The following is a 17,238-nucleotide window of genomic DNA, read 5'->3' on the forward strand; positions in this document are numbered from 1 at the left end:
CAGCGCCGCCGCCCTCGTTGGTGTGCGGTTTATAGATCCGGCGATGACGTTTCGTCAACAGTCTCAGTCCGAAAAACTTCATAAAAGTGACAAGCCATTGTAATGTCTGGCGAATTCCAGCCGGAACCATTCCCGCCCGGTTCCACCAACGAAAACGACGCCCGGAGCAGAAAGCTCGGGCGTCGTTTGGAAGACGTATCAGTAGCGGGATCGGGTAGAGGCTCCGGAAACGACATCGGCGCGGCTGCGATCTTGTCGCGGCCGCGCCGATGGGGAGCGTTGCTGGTATCAGGCCGCCTGCTTGGTGGCGTCCAGCGGGATCTCGACGTCGATCTCCAGGATCGACATATGTTCGTCCCGGTCCATCTTCACATGAACCTTGTCGCTGTCGATCTGCACATGCTTGGCGATGACAGCGAGGATTTCCTCGCGCAGGATGGCGACGAGGTCGGAACCGGCGGCACCGCGTTCATGCGCAAGCAGAACCTGCAGCCGCTCGCGCGCCATCGGCGCGGACCTCTGTTTGGTGAAAAGGCGGAAAATGCTCATGCAGCCCTCCGTGCGAAGATCTTGCCGAACAGGCTGCGCTTTTCGCCGGGGATCGTGACCGGCAGGGTTTCGCCTGCAAGACGGCGTGCGGCGTCGAAATAGGCCATCGCAGGGGGGCAACGCACGTCTGCGAGCGTGACCGGTGCGCCGATGTTGGAAGCGCGAAGCACATCCATGCTTTCCGGGATGATGCCGAGCAGCGGGATGGACAGGATTTCGAGCACGTCCTCCACCTTCAGCATGTCACCACGCTCCGCGCGGACCGGATCGTAGCGGGTGAGGAGCAAGTGCTTTTCCATACGCTCGCCGTTTTCGGCCTTCAGCGTCTTGGAATCCAGCAGGCCGATGATGCGATCGCTGTCGCGGACGGACGAGACTTCCGGATTGGTGACGACGACGGCGACATCCGCATGGCGCATGGCCAGCGTTGCCCCGCGCTCGATACCGGCTGGGCTGTCGCAAATAATCCAGTCGAAATGCTGCTTCAGCTCGGCGATGACGCGTTCGACGCCCTCTTCCGTGAGATTGTCCTTGTCGCGCGTCTGCGATGCCGGCAGCAGGAACAGGGTTTCCAACCGCTTGTCGCGGATCAGCGCCTGCGGCAGTTTGGCGTCGCCCTGGATGACGTTGATCAGATCGTAGACGACGCGGCGTTCCGCACCCATCACCAGATCGAGGTTGCGCAGCCCGACATCGAAATCGACCACGACGACCTTTTCATTCCTCTGAGCCAGGGCGGCACCGAGGGCGGCCGTGGACGTGGTCTTGCCGACCCCACCCTTGCCTGACGTAACGACGATGACTTTCCCCATCTTGCTCTCCTGTTTTGGCCGTATCCGGCTCACTTGAGTTTCTCTGCCATGATCGCATCGTCCTCTAGCCACAGCTGGACGGGTTGTCCGCGGAGACCAGGGGCCATGTCTTCGGCCATTTTGTAGACGCCATCGATCGCGACCAGTTCGGCCTCGAGCTTCCGGCAGAAGATTCGTGCGGTGGCGTTGCCGACGGCGCCCGCCATGGCGCGGCCGCGCAGCGCGCCGTAGATATGGATCGACCCACCCGCGATGATCTCGGCGCCCGAGGCCACCGAACCGACGACGGTGACATCGCCTTCCGTAAAGACGACGGATTGCCCGGACCTGACCGGTTCGCGGATGACGAGCGACTGGAGCGCCGGGCGGGGTTCTTCTGCACGGACCTCACCGGTCTCGGGTTCCCTATCGTTCGTCGTCCCGGTTTCGGCCGGATCGCTGGTCGTCACCTCGAAGTCGGAGGCCGGACGTCCACCCTTCAACGCCGGGGGCATTCCGGGCGCGATCGCGGAGGGACGCGCGCCTTCGATGCCCATGATGCTGACATTGCGGCTGGTCAGTTCATCGACCAGCTCTCTCAACTGGGTCCGGTCAAGCTTCAGATCGGCGACATCCAGAACGGCTGGGCGGCCGAAGAAGAAGCCGGCAGAACGCGCGGCGAGGTCGTCCAGCCGGATCAGCCACGCATCGAGCGGCAGGTCCGGGGAGAGAACGACCGCGAGAAAGGAGCGGCCCTTGATACGGATCGAGCGGGCGTCTGTTGGCACTTTGTTCATCTAGGTTAAGGATTCGTTTACAATATGTATCGCTAGGACGGTTAACGAAAGGTTAACAGGAACGGCCTTGCCCAAGGCTTGCGAAATGGTCGTAAGCGGCTGTTTCCATCCCATTTTAGGGGTTTCGGCGATGCCGGGCGGAGCCTCACGGGAACATCCGCTGCAGCGGTACGTTGCGAGCGCACTTGCAGATGAAGGGATCGATGATTGATGGGTACGTCAAAGACTGCGACACAGGATCAGGCCGCCGGACCCCTGACGAATGGAGCCCTCGACTTACCAGCCCTCAACATCGACGATTACAACATCGAGGTTCGCGACAGGCAAGGCTTCATCGGCGACAAGGCGACGAAGGGTAAGTTTCGCGAGAAGCTGCATCGCTGGCGAAAGGTGATGCGTGAGGTGGGCATCGACCCGATCGGGAAGGTTGCGACAGCCGATCTTCCCAAGCGCGACATCGATGCACTGCTCAAGGGTAAGGACGCGCAGGCGGCAGCGTTGGTGTGGAGTGCGATCGAGGATTTCTCACAGGAATTTGCCGATGTCGTTGCGTGCTTCCTGAAGCAGAAGCATTGGGCTGGCACCGAACGGATCGTGGTCGGGGGCGGCTTTCGTCAGAGCCGCTCCGGCGAACTTGCCATTGCACGCACGGAGATGCTGCTTGCCGAGCGCGACGTGAACGTCCATCTGGTCCCGGTGGTTCATCACCCTGACGATGCCGGGCTGATCGGTTCGGTTCACCTGATGCCCGCATGGATGCTAAAGGGGCACAAGGCGATCTTCGCCGTCGATATCGGCGGCACGAATATTCGCGCCGGTGTTGTCGACCTCGGCAAGGCGAAGAGCGACGACAAGCACTATCTGGAAGAAGCGGCTGTCTGGCAATCGGAGATCTGGCGGCATTCGGCTGATCGTCCAAGCCGTAGTGTGGCCGTCGAGCGTCTGATCGCGATGCTAAAGGACCTGATCGCACGCGCCGAGAAGGAGAAGCTGGCGCCGGCGCCGCTGATCGGTATCGGTTGCCCAGGCATCATCCAAGCGGACGGATCGATCGAGCGCGGCGGGCAGAATCTCCCAGGCGGAAATTGGGAGAGCGACATCTTCAACCTGCCCGCCGCGATCAAGAAGGCCATTCCCGAGATCGACGGACACGAGACCTTCGTAATGATGCACAACGATGCCGTCGTTCAGGGGCTGTCGCAGATCCCTTTCATGCACGACGTCTCCAAATGGGCCGTGCTGACCATTGGTACCGGCCTCGGCAACGCCCATTTCGTCAACAAGGCGAAGGCCCATACGTAAGCGCTGAGCCCGTCGTTGCCGAACTTGTGAAGCGACGTAGGTCCTGTTCCGCTTTACCTTCAGCGGCAACGGGATGAGAGGGAGACTTTTCGATGACGCGTCTGACGGCCAGAGATTTCGATCCGGAACTGCTGGAACTTTACGACTACTATGCGCATGGGAAGATCTCCAAGCGCGAGTTCCTCGACCGCGCAGCCAAGTTTGCAATCGGCGGACTGACGGCCGCGGCCATTCTCTCCTCCATGAGCCCCGACTACGCACTGGCGCAGCAGGTCGCCTTTGCCGATCCCGACATCGCTGCAGAGTATATCACTTATCCCTCCCCCAGGGGGCATGGCGAGGTTCGAGGCTATCTCGTGCGGCCGGTCAAGGCGCAGGGTAAGGTTCCAGCCGTCGTGATTGTGCATGAGAACCGCGGCCTCAACCCCTACATCGAAGACGTCGCACGGCGTGCGGCGAAGGCTGGCTTCATCGCCTTGGCGCCCGATGGCTTAAGCTCCGTCGGCGGCTATCCCGGCAATGACGAAAAAGGGCGCGAACTTCAAAAGAGCGTCGATCCGACGAAGCTGATGAACGATTTCTTTGCCGCCGTCGAGTTCATGATGACGCACGACGCCGCGACCGGAAAAGTCGGCATGACCGGTTTCTGCTATGGCGGTGGCGTTTCCAATGCAACGGCCGTTGCCTATCCGGAACTGGCCGCCGCCGTGCCGTTCTATGGCCGTCAGCCGAAAGCCGAGGACGTGCCGCGCATCAAGGCGCCCTTGCTTCTGCATTACGGCGAGTTGGACAAAGGCGTCAACGAGGGCTGGCCACCTTACGAGGCAGCCCTGAAAGCGGCGGGCACGACCTATGAGGCCTATATTTATTCCGGCGCCAACCACGGATTCCACAATGACTCGACGCCACGCTATGACGAGGCTGCGGCCGAGCTTGCCTGGGACCGGACGATCGCCTGGTTCAATCGGTATCTGGCATAGGGCGCCGAGCGGCCAGACAAGCTCTTACAGCGATGCCGATCCTCAGACGCCCTCGGCAAGCGGCGCCTGAAGACGGCGGTAGCGACTGTCGGGCATAGCGAGCAGATCGGCATGCGTGCCCTGTTCGGCAATCCGTCCATCCTCCACCACCATGATGCGGTCGGCATTGGCGATCGTCGCCAGCCGATGAGCGATCACGAGGGTGGTGCGCCCTTCCGCAAGCTCGCTCAGGGACTGCTGGATGGCGCGCTCGGTTTCCGTATCGAGTGCCGAGGTCGCTTCGTCCAGAATGAGGATCGGCGGATTCTTGAGAAAGATGCGCGCGATCGCCAGCCTCTGCTTCTGCCCGCCGGACAGCTTGACACCGCGTTCGCCGATCACCGTTTCCAGCCCCTCCGGCAGCGCCGCGATGACGGCGTCGAGACGTGCGCGTTTGGCGGCCTCGAGAATATCGGCTTCGGATGCGCCCAGGCGCCCATAGGCGATATTCTCACGGATCGTTCCGGCGAAGAGGAAGACGTCCTGCTGGACGATGCCGATGTTGGAGCGCAGCGATCTCAGCGTCATGTCGCGAATGTCGATGCCGTCGATGGTGATTGTCCCCTCGGTGATGTCGTAAAACCGCGGAAGCAGCGAGCAGATGGTGGTCTTGCCAGCGCCTGATGGCCCGACGAAGGCGACGGTCTCGCCTGCGCGCACAGAAAGGTCGAGATCGCGCAGGATCGAGCGTCCGCCCTGGTAGCCGAAGCCGGCACCGCGATAGACAATATCGCCTCTCAGACGATCGACCGGCACCGCATCGGCGCGATCGGCGATGTCTGGTTCGGTCTGCAGAAACTGCTGGTAGCGCTGGAACCCGGCAATGCCCTTCGGATAGGTCTCGATGACGGAGTTGATCTTGTCGATCGGACGGAAGAACACGCCGACGAGGAGCAGGAAGCCGACGAAGCCGCCTGCGGTAAGTTCGCCACGAACCACGAACCATGCACCCGCCAGCATCACCGCCACCTGCACGAGGCGCATCGAGAGATAGGAGAGCGAGGTCGATGCCGCCATGAACTTGTAGGCTTCGAGCTTGGTGCGCTGGTAACCGGCATTGTTCTGCGCGAACAACGCGCGCTCATGATCCTCGTTCGCAAAGGCCTGAACGACGCGAATGCCGCCGACATTCTCCTCGATGCGCGCGTTGAACTCGGCGACCTTGCCGTAGAGCGCATGCGAATTGACCGTCATCCGCGTTCCATAGCGCGTGGTGACGAAGGCGGCGAGCGGTACGATGAGCGCCGTGATCAGCGCGAGGGGCACATGCACGAACATCATCAGGATGAAGGCGCCGACGAGCGTCATGACCGCGATGAAGACATCCTCGGGTCCGTGATGGGCCACCTCGCCGATTTCGTCGAGGTCCTTCGTCAGCCGCGCGACGAGATGGCCGGTCTTGTGGTTGTCGAAATAGCCGAAAGAGAGTTTCTGAAGATGGTCAAAGGCCTTGCGCCGCATCTCCGTCTCGATGCGGATACCGAGCATGTGCCCCCAATAGGTGACCACGACCTGAAGGCCGGCATTCACGACATAGATGACGAGCAGGCCGAGACCGGCAAGACCGATCAGGCTGAACTGGTTGGTCGGCAGCAGCCGGTCGACGAAGAGCTTGACGGCAAGCGGGAAGACCAGTTCAAGCAGACCCGCCGAGATCGCGCAGGAGAAATCCAGCAGGAAGAGATTGCGGTGCGGCCGATAATAGGTGGCAAACTGCCTGATAAGATCATTCATGCCGTGGCTCTTGATACGCGTGTGGCCGCTCCGCAGAAAGCCGATGCAGCCTTCTAACGCATGTTGCCCGAAAGTATGCAGCGGTTCGGGAGCCGAACATGCGTCCGGCGGAAGATGTAGAGCAAAGACCCAACGGACTGAAAACGATATGCGGGCAAGCTGGTGGCTTGCCCGCATCTTAACCTCGCGATTGTGTCCTCGAGGTCACGCAGAGGAGAATATGGGCTCTCTCCGTCGGCTCAGAACTTCTGCGTCAGGGAAATCTTGAAATAGCGTCCGGCTTCCGAATAAAACTCGGATGCGTTGGCGATTTCCTTGACTTCGAGAGCGTCGAAATAGGTCTTGTCGAACAGATTGTAGACGCCGCCCTGAATGCGCAGGCCCTTGGTCTGCTCAGGCTCCCACCAGCCGGTCAGGTTGACGATGCCGTAGCCGCCCGGCTTGGTTGCGGCAATGGAATCGTCGTCCACGGCAGCGGCGGTGACGAGGCTGAGATCCGTTCCCCAGAACGCGGTATTGTAACCGACGCCGACGATCGCCTTCAGCGGCGCGACCGAGGCGAGCAGTTCGTCCGTGTCGAGATCGGTCCCGCGGGCATAGGCGAGCGATCCGTGGAGGTCGATACCGGACGAGAAGGTCTTCTGCGCGCGGGCCTCGACGCCGGAAATCCGGACACGGGCGCGGTTGAAGTATTCGATGCTTCCGACGCGATACCCTGCCTCGGGCGTCGTTTCCGTGTCGATGAAGTTCTTGTAGCGCGTGGTGTAGGCCGCAATCCGCCCGCCGAAATCCTCATCGCCGAAGTTCGCGCCTGCTTCGAAGCCGTAGCTCGTTTCGGGGTCGAGATCCGGATTGCCGATCTGCCTGTAGAGCGGTGCATTGTCATAGTTGCTGTAGAGTTGCGAGACGTTCGGCGCCTTGAAACCCGTGGTGACCTGCGCGAACAGTTCGACATCCGGGCGTACCTGCCAGGCGGCGCGGAGCTTCGGAGAAAGCCGGAAATCGCTCTGGCCCTCGGGAAGATCCGGGCTGTTGCCGATGCTGGTATAGGTCGAGGTTTCCTGCGGATCGTGGCGATACCAGTCGAGGCGCAGGCCGGGGGTCAGAGACACCCCGCTATTGCCGAGGCCGATCTTGTCTTCCGCAAAGAGGCCTACCATCAGGCTGTCGGTGTCGGGCATATCCGAGCGGTTGTTGTGATAGTTGGCGCAGGCCGGCGCGAAAACGACGTCGCAGGTGTCGTCGCCCTTCTGGTACTGGCTTGTCCGGGTAAAGTCGATATTGCCGCCGAAGGTGACCTGATGATCGAGCAGGCCGGTATCGAAGCTGGAATTGGCATAACCGCTTGCGCCGTAGGAGCGTGCTTCGTTATCGCTGGAACGCATATAGGTGCCGATCGGGCCTGTCAGGCGCGTGCCGTGCGTGCCTTCGATGCGCTCCGCCCTCTGAAAATAGACGGTGGCAAAAGCGCTGTCGATCCAGCTGTCGCCGCTCGTTGCGTCGAAGAAATAGTCGAGCGACAGGCGATCGCGCTTCTTGTCAGAATCGCGGTCATAGTCATCGGCCTGGTAGGTCCCACCCTGCGTCTGACGCAGGTTCGTGGTCGTGTTCTGGTCGTAGTGCTCGGCCGTCATGCCGATCGTGTGGCCGCCTTCCAGCGACTGACGGACCTTGAAGAGAATGTTGCGACGGTTGAGATCCATCGGATCTGCCTCGGTGCGGGTCGCACCGTAACCGCCGACATCCCCGCCCGTCTCCTCTTCGCGTCCATACTTGTAGGAGGTCTGGAAGAGCACGGAGGTATTGTCGAAGCGCTTGGCGACGGCTGCGGCGCCGATCAGCGAACGGTCTGAGCCGTCATAGCCGAGCTTGGCGACGCCACCGACGGTGGCTCCGTCCGCAATCAGGTCTTCCGGCTCCAGCGTGCGCAGGATGACGGCACCGCCGAGAGCCCCCGAGCCCGCACGGCTGGAATCGGCACCTCGCAGGATATCGACGGTGCCGAGTGACGCGAAGTCGTAGGTATCGACACCGCCCTGTGAGTTGCGCACGCCGTCCGACAAATACGGCACCGGAATGCCGTCGATCGTCGTCAGGACGCGGTCGGCTTCCAGGCCGCGGATATTGACGCTTTTCGTTGCCGAAACGAAGCTGACGCCCGGCTCCGTGGTATCGCCGAGGTCGTCGAGATCGTCGATATCCTTCTCGGCGATCTGTTCGGCCGTGGTGCGGGTCGCGAGCGGGGAATCTTCCGGGGCGCCCTGCCGCACGCGCTTGCCCTTGACGATGATCGTCGGCAGCGCCGTCTGCTCCTGCGAAGCGGCCGTGCCCTGCGCCGGAGGCGCATTCTGGGCGAAGACCGGCGACGTCATGGACGCAAACGCGCTGACGACCACGAGAGATGAGCAGGCAAGGAGTAGTGACCGCAAGCCCCGGGATACCATGTTGTTTCCTTTCAGCGGGCACACGAAAGCCTTTCGCCGCAGGGTTCTGCGGAGATGACATGACGTGGCCGACAAGTGAACTGACAGACGGATGCCTGCCCCCGATCCGACAGCTATTAAACATGAGTATTTGTGTCAATATTAAAAATCAGCGTCTGCGAGGATCGCCTAGAGGCACGGCTCCTGCGAAAACCGTCGGCGACATGGACAAGATTGTGGCCGCTTCTAGTTGGTACGGGAAACGCATGGGCGAAAGCCGGAGAAGGCCACACACGACGACGAGGGAGAACTGATTGTGGAAAAGACCGTGATCTCGAAGATCACCTGGAAACTGATGCCGTTTCTCGGCATCCTGTACCTGATCGCCTATATCGACCGTCAGAACGTCAGCTATGCCAAGCTCGACATGGTCGGAGCGCTCGGCGCGCGAACGTTGTTCGCCCGCATCCTCTTCACTTGGGGAATGGTCGGTAGCGCTTGCCTACTTCAGCGCCATCGCACCGATATTTTTCTCGACGGCATGCCTGACCGTTGCCGGCCTGCTCGTCATCATGACCGCGCGGATCACGGCCCGGCGTACCGCGAGAGAAGAAACGAGCCTCGCATGAACAGAGCCGTAGCAAGCCCCTTGATCGGATATTCATGCTCGTCGTTCTAGAAGATGTGTCGAAGAGCTATCGGACGGCGGAAGGACCGCTTCCCGTCTTGCAGGGCATCGACCTCTCGCTTGATGCCGGTCAAAGCTTGGCGCTGACCGGCGAATCCGGCAGCGGCAAGAGCACGCTCCTCCATCTGGTCGCCGGCCTCGATCATCCCGACCATGGTCGAATCATTATCGCTGGGCACGAGATCGGCGGGCTCGACGACAACGGGCGTGCCGCTCTCCGCCGATCGACGGTGGGGCTGGTCTTTCAGCAGTTCAACCTCATACCCTCGCTGACCGTTGCAGCGAACCTGGCCTTTCACGCGCGCCTCGCCGGGCGTTTCGATGCGGCCTGGCAGCAGGCGTTGACCGCGAGGCTCGGGCTCGAGCCGTTGCTGGCCCGCTACCCCGAGCAATTGTCCGGCGGCCAGCAGCAACGCGTTGCCATCGGGCGGACCCTGGCCGCGCGGCCGAAACTGGTTCTGGCGGACGAGCCGACCGGCAATCTCGATGAGGCCACGGGGGACGCCGTGATGACGCTGATGCTGTCGCTCGTCGTAGAAACCGGATCGTCGCTGCTGATGGTCACACACTCCCATCGCCTCGCAGGACAACTCGATCGCCGCATCCATTTGCGCTCAGGCCGCATCGACAAGACCGTGGAACGGCCCGTATGATGCGCCGCACGGCGATGAGCGCGCTCCTGTCTCACTGGCGCAGACGGCCCCTTCAGCTGGTCATGCTGCTCCTCGGCCTGTCACTGGCGACAGCCCTCTGGTCCGGCGTGCAGGCGATCAACACGGAGGCGCGCGCAAGCTATGATCGCGCTGCCGCAACGCTCGGGCAGGACCGTCTTGACCGGATCGTCAGCGGCACCGGTGCGTCGATCGCGCAATCCGAGTTTATCGCACTTCGCCGCGCCGGCTGGCTCGTCTCCCCTGTGATCGAGGGAACGCTCCGTCTCGGGCCGACACGCCTGCACCTCATCGGCATCGATCCTCTGACCCTGCCGGCCGAGGGGATGACGGGAGATATTGGTGCAACAACCGATCTCCTCGCCTTCCTCACGCCACCCGGCCTGCTCTATGTTTCCGCGGAGACGGCTGAGAGACTTTCCGGACAATCCCTGCCACCGCTGAAGGTCTCCGCGTCGCCTCTTGCTGGCGTCGGCATGACCGATATCGGCACCGCGCAGCAGCTTCTCGGCAAGCCGGGGGAGATCAGCCAGCTGATCGTGGCGCCCGGGCAGCGGCAGGGCCTGCGCCCAGTCGAGCAGATCGCTCCGGGCCTGGTTGTCAAGGCACCGGACGCACAGGGCGATCTTGCACGCCTGACCGACAGCTTTCACCTCAACCTCACCGCCTTCGGGTTTCTCGCCTTCGCCGTTGGCCTCTTCATCGTTTATTCCGCCATCGGGCTCGCCTTCGAGCAGCGCCGCGCGACCTTTCGCACGCTCCGCTCTCTCGGCCTGCCCGCGACGACGCTAACGGGCCTGCTTCTGGCAGAACTGGTCGGCTTCGCGATTGTGGCCGGTATCGCAGGCGTCCTGCTCGGCTATCTCGTGGGGTCAGTCCTTCTGCCCGGTGTCGCCGCAACCCTGCAGGGACTCTACGGCGCCAGCGTTCCCGGCACCCTGACGCTGCGGCCGCAATGGTGGGCGTCCGGGCTCGCAATCGCGCTTTTCGGAACGCTGGCTGCGGCCGCGCAGAGCCTCTGGCGGGTCTGGCGCATGCCGCTTCTGGCACCGGCCCAGCCGCGGGCCTGGGTCCGCGCCTCGGAGTCCGGGCTTCGCCTGCAGGCGGCAGCGGCCATTGCGCTGTTTGCGGCGACAATTGCTCTTGCAGTTTTCGGCTCGGGGCTTGTGGCCGGCTTTTCTGTGCTCGGCGGCTTGCTTCTCGGTGCCGCACTGCTGCTGCCGGTGCTCCTTGCCCTGTTCCTCGCCCTCATGCAGCGACTGAGCAGGCGGCCGATCGCCGAATGGTTCTGGGCAGATACGCGCCAGCAGCTGCCGGGCCTGTCGCTCGCCCTGATGGCGCTGCTCCTCGCGCTTTCCGCCAATATCGGCGTGGGAACGATGGTTTCGAGCTTCCGGCTGACCTTTACTGGCTGGCTCGACCAAAGGCTCGCCGCTGAACTTTACGTGACCGCCCGCGACGAGGCGCAGGCGGCGGATCTGCGCACCTGGCTCGCCGGCCGGGTCGATGCGGTTCTGCCGATCTGGAGCGTTTCCGGCGAGGTGCGCGGCGCGCCTGCGGAGATCTTCGGTGTTGCCAACGAACCGACCTACCGCGACAACTGGCCCCTTCTCGCACGCGTTCCGGACACGTGGGATCGCGTGGCGGCGGGGACGGGTGCACTGGTTAACGAGCAATTGTCGCGCCGCGATGACTTGGTGATCGGCGACAGTCTGGTCCTTCCCGGCGGCTGGACGACGACGGTCGCCGGCATCTACTCCGACTATGGCAACCCCCTCCCCCAGGTGATGATCGGCATCGACACGCTGACGACGCACTATCCCGACGTTGCGCGCCTGCGCTACGGTCTGCGCCTGCCGGTCGACAATGTCGGTGTGCTTTCCGAAGCACTGCGCGAGCGGTTCGACTTGCCACCGGAGAATCTCGTCGATCAGGCGAGCCTCAAGCGGCGCTCGCTCGACATCTTCGAACAGACCTTTTCAGTCACCGCCGCGCTCAACATCCTCACCCTTGGCGTCGCTGGCCTCGCCATGTTTGCGAGCCTCATGACGCTCTCGACCATGCGCCTGCCGCAGCTCGCGCCCATCTGGGCCATGGGTCTGACGCGTCGGCAACTCGTCCTTCTGGAGCTTGCCCGAACCCTCGTCCTCGCCGCGATCACGCTTCTGGCGGCCCTTCCCGTCGGGCTCGGGCTCGCCTGGGTGTTGCTGTCCGTTGTCAATGTCGAGGCTTTCGGCTGGCAGCTTCCGATGCACATCTTTCCCGCCGATTGGGTGCGTCTCGCCGCGCTCGCGCTCGCCGCGAGCCTGCTTTCGGCCTTCATCCCCCTGCGCCAGCTTGCAGCGGTGTCGCCTTCGGATCTTCTGAAAGTTTTTGCCAATGAACGGTAGGCCCATGACCGCTCGAACTGTCATCTCGTTCCTGATGTCTCTTCTGCTCGGCCTTTGCCCGCCGCTTGCGGCAACGGCTCAGGGATTCGCGGGGCTCGGCACGACCGCGGAAGGCTTTGCCGTGCCACAGCCCGGCAAGGCCTTTATCTTTCCGCGCGATCATGCCGCACATCCCAACTTCCGCATCGAGTGGTGGTACATCACCGGCAACCTGACCGGCGCCGACGGCAAGGCCTATGGCGTGCAGTGGACACTCTTCCGCTCGGCTCTGCAGCCAGGAGAGCGCGAAGGCTGGAGCAGCCCGCAGATCTGGATGGGACATGCGGCGGTGACGACGCCGGAGCGGCATTTCGTGTCCGAGCGCCTCGCCCGTGGCGGCATCGGGCAGGCCGGTGTGACGGCAGAACCATTCGATGCCTGGATCGACGACTGGCAGATGCAGGCGACGGCTCCGGCGGCCGGACGCGATGCCGTAGCGGATGTGACGCTCAAGGCTGCGGGACAGGATTTCAGCTACGCGCTCGACCTCACGGCGAAAGGCCCGATCGTCCGTCAGGGGCAAGGGGGCTACTCGGTCAAATCGGCGGCCGGGCAGGCGAGCTATTATTACTCCCAACCCTTTTATGACGTGCGTGGCACGCTCTCCCTCCCAAGCGGCGATGTTGCCGTCACCGGACAGGCCTGGCTCGATCGCGAATGGTCCTCGCAACCGCTGGCTGCCGACCAGACCGGCTGGGACTGGTTTTCCCTTCATCTCGACAGTGGCGAGAAGCTGATGGGCTTTCGTCTGCGCGACAGCGGTTCTGGCTACACCTCGGCCACCTGGATTGCAGCCAACGGCATCCCCTCCCCGCTTCCGCCCGGCGCGCTTTCCGTATCACCGGTGAGTACAGCAGAGGTCGCCGGACGAACGGTGGCCGTCGGCTGGCACCTGACCATTCCCGCCCGCGGTCTCGACATCACCACGACGGCCATCAACCCGCAGGCGTGGATGGCGACCCGCACCCCCTATTGGGAGGGGCCAATCACCTTTGACGGAAGCCATACCGGACGTGGATATCTCGAAATGACGGGGTATTGATGCGCGGATGAAGTGACGGCGACAACAGAGCATCGCCCAGAGCGGTACTAACGCTGAATTGACCGCATCGTCCCGCGAATAGGATTAGACGTTTTAAAACGTAAGAGATAAATTTACAGACAACGAACGCAGCGTTTTCACTCGAAAACAGAGCCGAGCCGGAGTCTCGCTCTCAGGACGCGGCAGATAAAATAGACGTCGGTGCGTGCGCCGCCGAGGGATGGAAAAGACGATGACGATAGATTTGGGTTCGATGGCCCTGATCGGCGTAAAAGGCCTCGATGACGTGCTTGCCGGTGGATTGTCCCGCCGCCACGTCTTTCTGCTGGAAGGGTCCCCCGGTACCGGCAAGACGACCATCTCCTTGCAATTTCTGCTCGAGGGTGCAGCGCATGGCGAACGCTGCCTCTACATCACCCTTTCCGAAACGGAAGACGAACTGCGCAAAAGCGCCGCGTCGCACGGCATGGAGCTCGGTGAGAACATCACCATCTTCGAGTTGGTGCCGCCGGAAAGCCTGCTGGATGCTGATCAGCAGCAGAGCCTGCTCTATTCGTCCGACCTTGAACTGGGCGAAACCACCAAGCTGATCTTCGAGGCGTTCGAGCGCATGCGCCCGAGCCGCGTCGTCATCGACAGCCTGTCGGAAATCCGCCTGCTCGCGCAAAGTTCGCTGCGCTATCGGCGTCAGATCCTTGCGCTGAAGCACTATTTCTCGAAATCCGGCGCGACCGTTCTTCTCCTTGACGATCTGACCGCCGATACGCTCGACAAGACCGTCCATAGCGTCGTCCACGGTGTCATCCATCTGGAGGAACTGGCGCCGAACTATGGTGCAGAACGCCGCCGCATGCGCGTCATCAAGTATCGCGGCAAGGCCTATCGCGGCGGGTATCACGACTACATCATCGAGACCGGCGGCGTCGTGGTCTTCCCGCGCCTGCGCGCCACCGAACATCGCACGGACTTCGAACGAACGGTGCTGAGCAGTGGTATTCCAGCACTCGACGGTCTTCTCGGGGGCGGCATCTCGCGCGGATCGAGCACGCTTTTGATCGGGCCGGCCGGCACGGGCAAAAGCCTGTTCGGGATTCAGTTCGTCGATGCCGCCATCAAGCGGGGTGAGACCGCCGCCATCTTCGTTTTCGACGAGGAACTGGGCCTTCTCTTCTCCCGTACCCGCAGCATGGGACTGGATCTGGAAGCCATGCGCGACGCCGGGAGCCTTTACATCGAGCAACTGGATGCGGCAGAACTGTCTCCGGGGGAATTCGCCCAGCGCGTCCGCGAGAGCGTCACCCGCTTCAACGCGAAGACGGTTCTGATCGACAGCGTCAACGGCTATCAGGCCGCGATGCCTGAAGAAAACGCGCTGATCCTTCATATCCACGAACTGCTGCAATACCTCAACCGCCAAGGCGCCAACACCTTCCTGACGGTTGCCCAGCACGGGCTGGTCGGCGATATGAAATCACCCGTCGACGTCACCTATCTCGCCGACACGGTCATTCTGCTGCGCTATTTCGAGGCCATGGGAACCGTGCGCCGAGCCGTCTCCGTCATCAAGAAACGGACCGGGCAGCATGAGGATACGATCCGCGAGTACCGCATCGGCTCCGACGGCCTCCGCCTCGGCGAGCCGCTTTCCGGCTTCCAGGGCGTGCTTCGCGGCGTACCGGTGCTGACCAGCGATGGCCAGACGATGATGCCGCTTGCCGGTGGGAGTGGCGACAATTTCTGATCGCGTTGCGACCGTTCTCGTTCTGGCGCCGGCCGGGCGCGATGCCCAGATTGCCGCATCCCTGCTTGCCGAAGCCGGGATGGCATCCAGGCCTGCGGCGACCATGGGGCAATTCGTCGAGGGACTGGGCGACGATGTGGCTTTCGGCGTCATCACCGAAGAGACGCTCCGCTCCGCCGATCTGAAATCGCTCTCAGGATGGATTTCGGCACAGCCGAGCTGGTCCGACCTGCCCTTTATCGTGCTGACACAACGCGGCGGCGGACCTGAGCGCAATCCTGCGGCGGCTCGTCTGTCGGAGGTGCTTGGAAACGTCAGCTTCATCGAGCGGCCCTTCCATGCAACGACCTTCATCAGCGTCGCGCGCACGGCCATGCGCGGCCGACGCCGCCAGTTCGAGGCGCGGCTGCGCATGCAGGCGCTGGACGATGGCGAAAGGCGGCTGGCAACGGCGCTCGAAGCAGGACGGCTGGGCGCATGGGAGCTCGACCTCGCAACGCAAACGCTGACGACCTCGGTCATGTGCCGATCCACATTCGGGCGGAGTGCTTCGGAAACGCTGAGCTATGAGGAGCTGATCTCCAGTATTCACCCGGAGGACCGGGCGCGCATGATTGCGGCCGTCAGCAAGACCGTTGAGACGGGGCAGGACTATTCGATCGAGTCCAAGGTCATCTGGCCGGATGGCTCGCTGCACTGGGCCGAAATCCGCGCGCAGGTCTACCGGGACCGGAGCGGACGCCCGGCAAAGCTTGTCGGTGTTTCCGCTGATATCACCGAGCGCCGCCGGGTGGAGGATCAGCAGCGGCAGCTCAACGAAACGCTGGAAGAACGTGTGACGAAGCGGACGGCGGAGCTTGAGGAAGCCCACGCCGTCGTCATGAGCGAGGTGGCCCAACGCGAGAAAGCGGAGGAGCAGCTGCGACAGGCCCTGAAAATGGAGGCTATCGGGCAGCTGACGGGCGGTGTCGCGCACGATTTCAACAACCTGCTGATGGCCGTGCTTGGTAATCTCGAACTGCTGCGCAAACATGTCGATGGCGATGCCAAGGCGGTTCGGCTGATCGACGGCGCCGTTCAGGGCGCGCGCCGCGGCGCCTCGCTGACCCAGCGCCTGCTTGCCTTTGCCCGCCGGCAGGATCTTCAGGTCGGGCCTGTCGACCTGCGAAAGCTTATAGGCGAAATGGAGGACCTGCTGCGCCGCTCGGTCGGCTCCGCCATCACCCTGCAGAGCGAGATCGCGGACGATCTGCCACCGGCCGAAGCGGACGGCAACCAGCTGGAACTTGCCCTCCTCAACCTCGTCGTCAACGCGCGCGACGCGATGCCGGACGGCGGAACCATCACCATTCGCCTTGATGTGGAGGATCGCCCGACAGCCACGGACGTTCTTTCGGCCGGGCGTTATCTTACGCTGTCCGTTACCGATACGGGTGTCGGTATGAACCCGGAAACGCTTCGGAAGGCGATCGACCCTTTCTTTTCGACCAAGGAGCTGGGCAAGGGCACCGGGCTCGGACTGTCCATGATCCACGGGCTCGCCATTCAGCTGAAAGGCGAACTGCAGCTGTCGAGCCGCCCCGGAGAAGGCACGACGGCCGTGCTGCGCCTGCCCGTCGCGCGCGCAGGCGATCTTAGCGAAAAGGCGTTGCCGCCGGAGGTTCCACCGATGGAAAAGTCAGAGAGATCGGAAGCCCTTCGTATTCTCATGGTCGATGACGACGCTCTGATCGCGATGAGCACGGTAGATATGCTGGAAGATCTCGGTCACAGCGTCGTGGAGGCCAATTCCGGACGCCAAGCCTTGGGCGTGCTGGAAAGCGGGGATGCCTTCGATCTGATGATCACGGACTTCTCGATGCCGGGCATGAACGGTGCAGAACTTGCCCGCCAGGCACTTGCCCTGCGGCCCGACCTGAAGATCCTGATCGCGACCGGCTATGCCGAGCTGCCGGCCGGCACCGAGTTGAACATTCCAAGGCTTGGCAAGCCATATTCGCAGGATCAACTGGCAACCGAGATTGCAAGGCTCGTCTGCCAGCCGTAAGCCTA

At 62.6% G+C, this 17,238-nt stretch carries 12 protein-coding genes and 1 pseudogene; 8 read left to right on the forward strand and 5 right to left on the reverse strand.

The window, feature by feature from the left end:
* Positions 1 to 288: 288 nt before the first annotated feature.
* Genes minE through minC form a run of 3 tightly spaced genes read right to left on the reverse strand, consistent with a single transcriptional unit; the run spans position 289 to position 2,137 of the window.
* Positions 289 to 549: a cell division topological specificity factor MinE gene (gene minE / locus GA0004734_RS19865; RefSeq protein ID WP_092937262.1), complete on the reverse strand. Its 261-nt coding sequence runs from the start codon at positions 547 to 549 to the stop codon at positions 289 to 291.
* Positions 546 to 1,361 carry a septum site-determining protein MinD gene (gene minD / locus GA0004734_RS19870; protein WP_062596755.1) on the reverse strand — a complete coding sequence of 272 codons (816 nt, stop codon included), beginning with the start codon at positions 1,359 to 1,361 and terminating at the stop codon, positions 546 to 548. Before minD ends, minE begins: the two co-directional genes overlap by 4 nt.
* A 29-nt stretch (positions 1,362 to 1,390) precedes the next feature.
* Positions 1,391 to 2,137 (reverse strand): septum site-determining protein MinC, encoded by a 747-nt coding sequence (gene minC / locus GA0004734_RS19875; RefSeq protein ID WP_092937264.1) that lies wholly within the window; start codon positions 2,135 to 2,137, stop codon positions 1,391 to 1,393.
* Positions 2,138 to 2,347: 210 nt separating this feature from the next.
* Between minC and GA0004734_RS19880 the strand changes: the two genes are divergently transcribed.
* Entirely contained in the window at positions 2,348 to 3,439 is a 1,092-nt protein-coding gene (locus GA0004734_RS19880; protein WP_092937266.1) for an ROK family protein, read from the forward strand.
* A gap of 92 nt (positions 3,440 to 3,531) precedes the next feature.
* On the forward strand, positions 3,532 to 4,419 hold the full coding sequence (gene yghX / locus GA0004734_RS19885) for a YghX family hydrolase (protein WP_092937268.1): 888 nt from the start codon (positions 3,532 to 3,534) through the stop codon (positions 4,417 to 4,419).
* A gap of 42 nt (positions 4,420 to 4,461) precedes the next feature.
* Here the strand turns inward: yghX and GA0004734_RS19890 are convergent, their stop codons facing one another.
* A complete protein-coding gene (locus tag GA0004734_RS19890) occupies positions 4,462 to 6,192 on the reverse strand; it encodes an ABC transporter ATP-binding protein (RefSeq protein ID WP_092937271.1) in 1,731 nt (576 codons plus the stop codon).
* A gap of 239 nt (positions 6,193 to 6,431) precedes the next feature.
* Positions 6,432 to 8,636 carry a TonB-dependent hemoglobin/transferrin/lactoferrin family receptor gene (locus GA0004734_RS19895; RefSeq protein ID WP_092937273.1) on the reverse strand — a complete coding sequence of 735 codons (2,205 nt, stop codon included), beginning with the start codon at positions 8,634 to 8,636 and terminating at the stop codon, positions 6,432 to 6,434.
* A 289-nt stretch (positions 8,637 to 8,925) separates the two neighbouring features.
* Between GA0004734_RS19895 and GA0004734_RS19900 the strand changes: the two are divergent.
* From GA0004734_RS19900 to GA0004734_RS19925, 6 genes and pseudogenes are all read left to right on the forward strand, one after another.
* Positions 8,926 to 9,105 (forward strand): annotated as a pseudogene (locus tag GA0004734_RS19900) (MFS transporter); the annotation flags it as partial.
* A 173-nt stretch (positions 9,106 to 9,278) separates the two neighbouring features.
* Positions 9,279 to 9,956, forward strand: a complete 678-nt coding sequence (locus GA0004734_RS19905; RefSeq protein WP_092937275.1) for an ABC transporter ATP-binding protein — start codon at positions 9,279 to 9,281, stop codon at positions 9,954 to 9,956.
* Entirely contained in the window at positions 9,956 to 12,364 is a 2,409-nt protein-coding gene (locus GA0004734_RS19910; RefSeq protein WP_092938200.1) for an ABC transporter permease, read from the forward strand. Before GA0004734_RS19905 ends, GA0004734_RS19910 begins: the two co-directional genes overlap by 1 nt.
* 34 nt (positions 12,365 to 12,398) lie before the next feature.
* Entirely contained in the window at positions 12,399 to 13,445 is a 1,047-nt protein-coding gene (locus GA0004734_RS19915; RefSeq protein ID WP_245292600.1) for a lipocalin-like domain-containing protein, read from the forward strand.
* A gap of 232 nt (positions 13,446 to 13,677) precedes the next feature.
* Positions 13,678 to 15,186, forward strand: a complete 1,509-nt coding sequence (locus GA0004734_RS19920) for an ATPase domain-containing protein (protein ID WP_092937279.1) — start codon at positions 13,678 to 13,680, stop codon at positions 15,184 to 15,186.
* Positions 15,170 to 17,233, forward strand: coding sequence for a hybrid sensor histidine kinase/response regulator (locus GA0004734_RS19925; RefSeq protein ID WP_245292554.1), 2,064 nt, complete (start codon positions 15,170 to 15,172; stop codon positions 17,231 to 17,233). Before GA0004734_RS19920 ends, GA0004734_RS19925 begins: the two co-directional genes overlap by 17 nt.
* Positions 17,234 to 17,238 lie beyond the last annotated feature (5 nt).

It is taken from the genome of Rhizobium sp. 9140 (assembly GCF_900067135.1).
Lineage (GTDB): Bacteria > Pseudomonadota > Alphaproteobacteria > Rhizobiales > Rhizobiaceae > Ferranicluibacter.

What these genes read in the sequence shown, in the direction of transcription:
- GA0004734_RS19880 (WP_092937266.1), top strand. Translation starts at nt 2,348, where the DNA reads ATGGGTACGTCAAAGACTGCGACACAGGATCAGGCCGCCGGACCCCTG.
- GA0004734_RS19890 (WP_092937271.1), bottom strand. Translation starts at nt 6,192, where the DNA reads ATGAATGATCTTATCAGGCAGTTTGCCACCTATTATCGGCCGCACCGC.
- minC (WP_092937264.1), bottom strand. Translation starts at nt 2,137, where the DNA reads ATGAACAAAGTGCCAACAGACGCCCGCTCGATCCGTATCAAGGGCCGC.
- yghX (WP_092937268.1), top strand. Translation starts at nt 3,532, where the DNA reads ATGACGCGTCTGACGGCCAGAGATTTCGATCCGGAACTGCTGGAACTT.
- GA0004734_RS19910 (WP_092938200.1), top strand. Translation starts at nt 9,956, where the DNA reads ATGCGCCGCACGGCGATGAGCGCGCTCCTGTCTCACTGGCGCAGACGG.
- GA0004734_RS19905 (WP_092937275.1), top strand. Translation starts at nt 9,279, where the DNA reads ATGCTCGTCGTTCTAGAAGATGTGTCGAAGAGCTATCGGACGGCGGAA.
- minD (WP_062596755.1), bottom strand. Translation starts at nt 1,361, where the DNA reads ATGGGGAAAGTCATCGTCGTTACGTCAGGCAAGGGTGGGGTCGGCAAG.
- GA0004734_RS19915 (WP_245292600.1), top strand. Translation starts at nt 12,399, where the DNA reads ATGTCTCTTCTGCTCGGCCTTTGCCCGCCGCTTGCGGCAACGGCTCAG.
- minE (WP_092937262.1), bottom strand. Translation starts at nt 549, where the DNA reads ATGAGCATTTTCCGCCTTTTCACCAAACAGAGGTCCGCGCCGATGGCG.
- GA0004734_RS19895 (WP_092937273.1), bottom strand. Translation starts at nt 8,636, where the DNA reads ATGGTATCCCGGGGCTTGCGGTCACTACTCCTTGCCTGCTCATCTCTC.
- GA0004734_RS19920 (WP_092937279.1), top strand. Translation starts at nt 13,678, where the DNA reads ATGACGATAGATTTGGGTTCGATGGCCCTGATCGGCGTAAAAGGCCTC.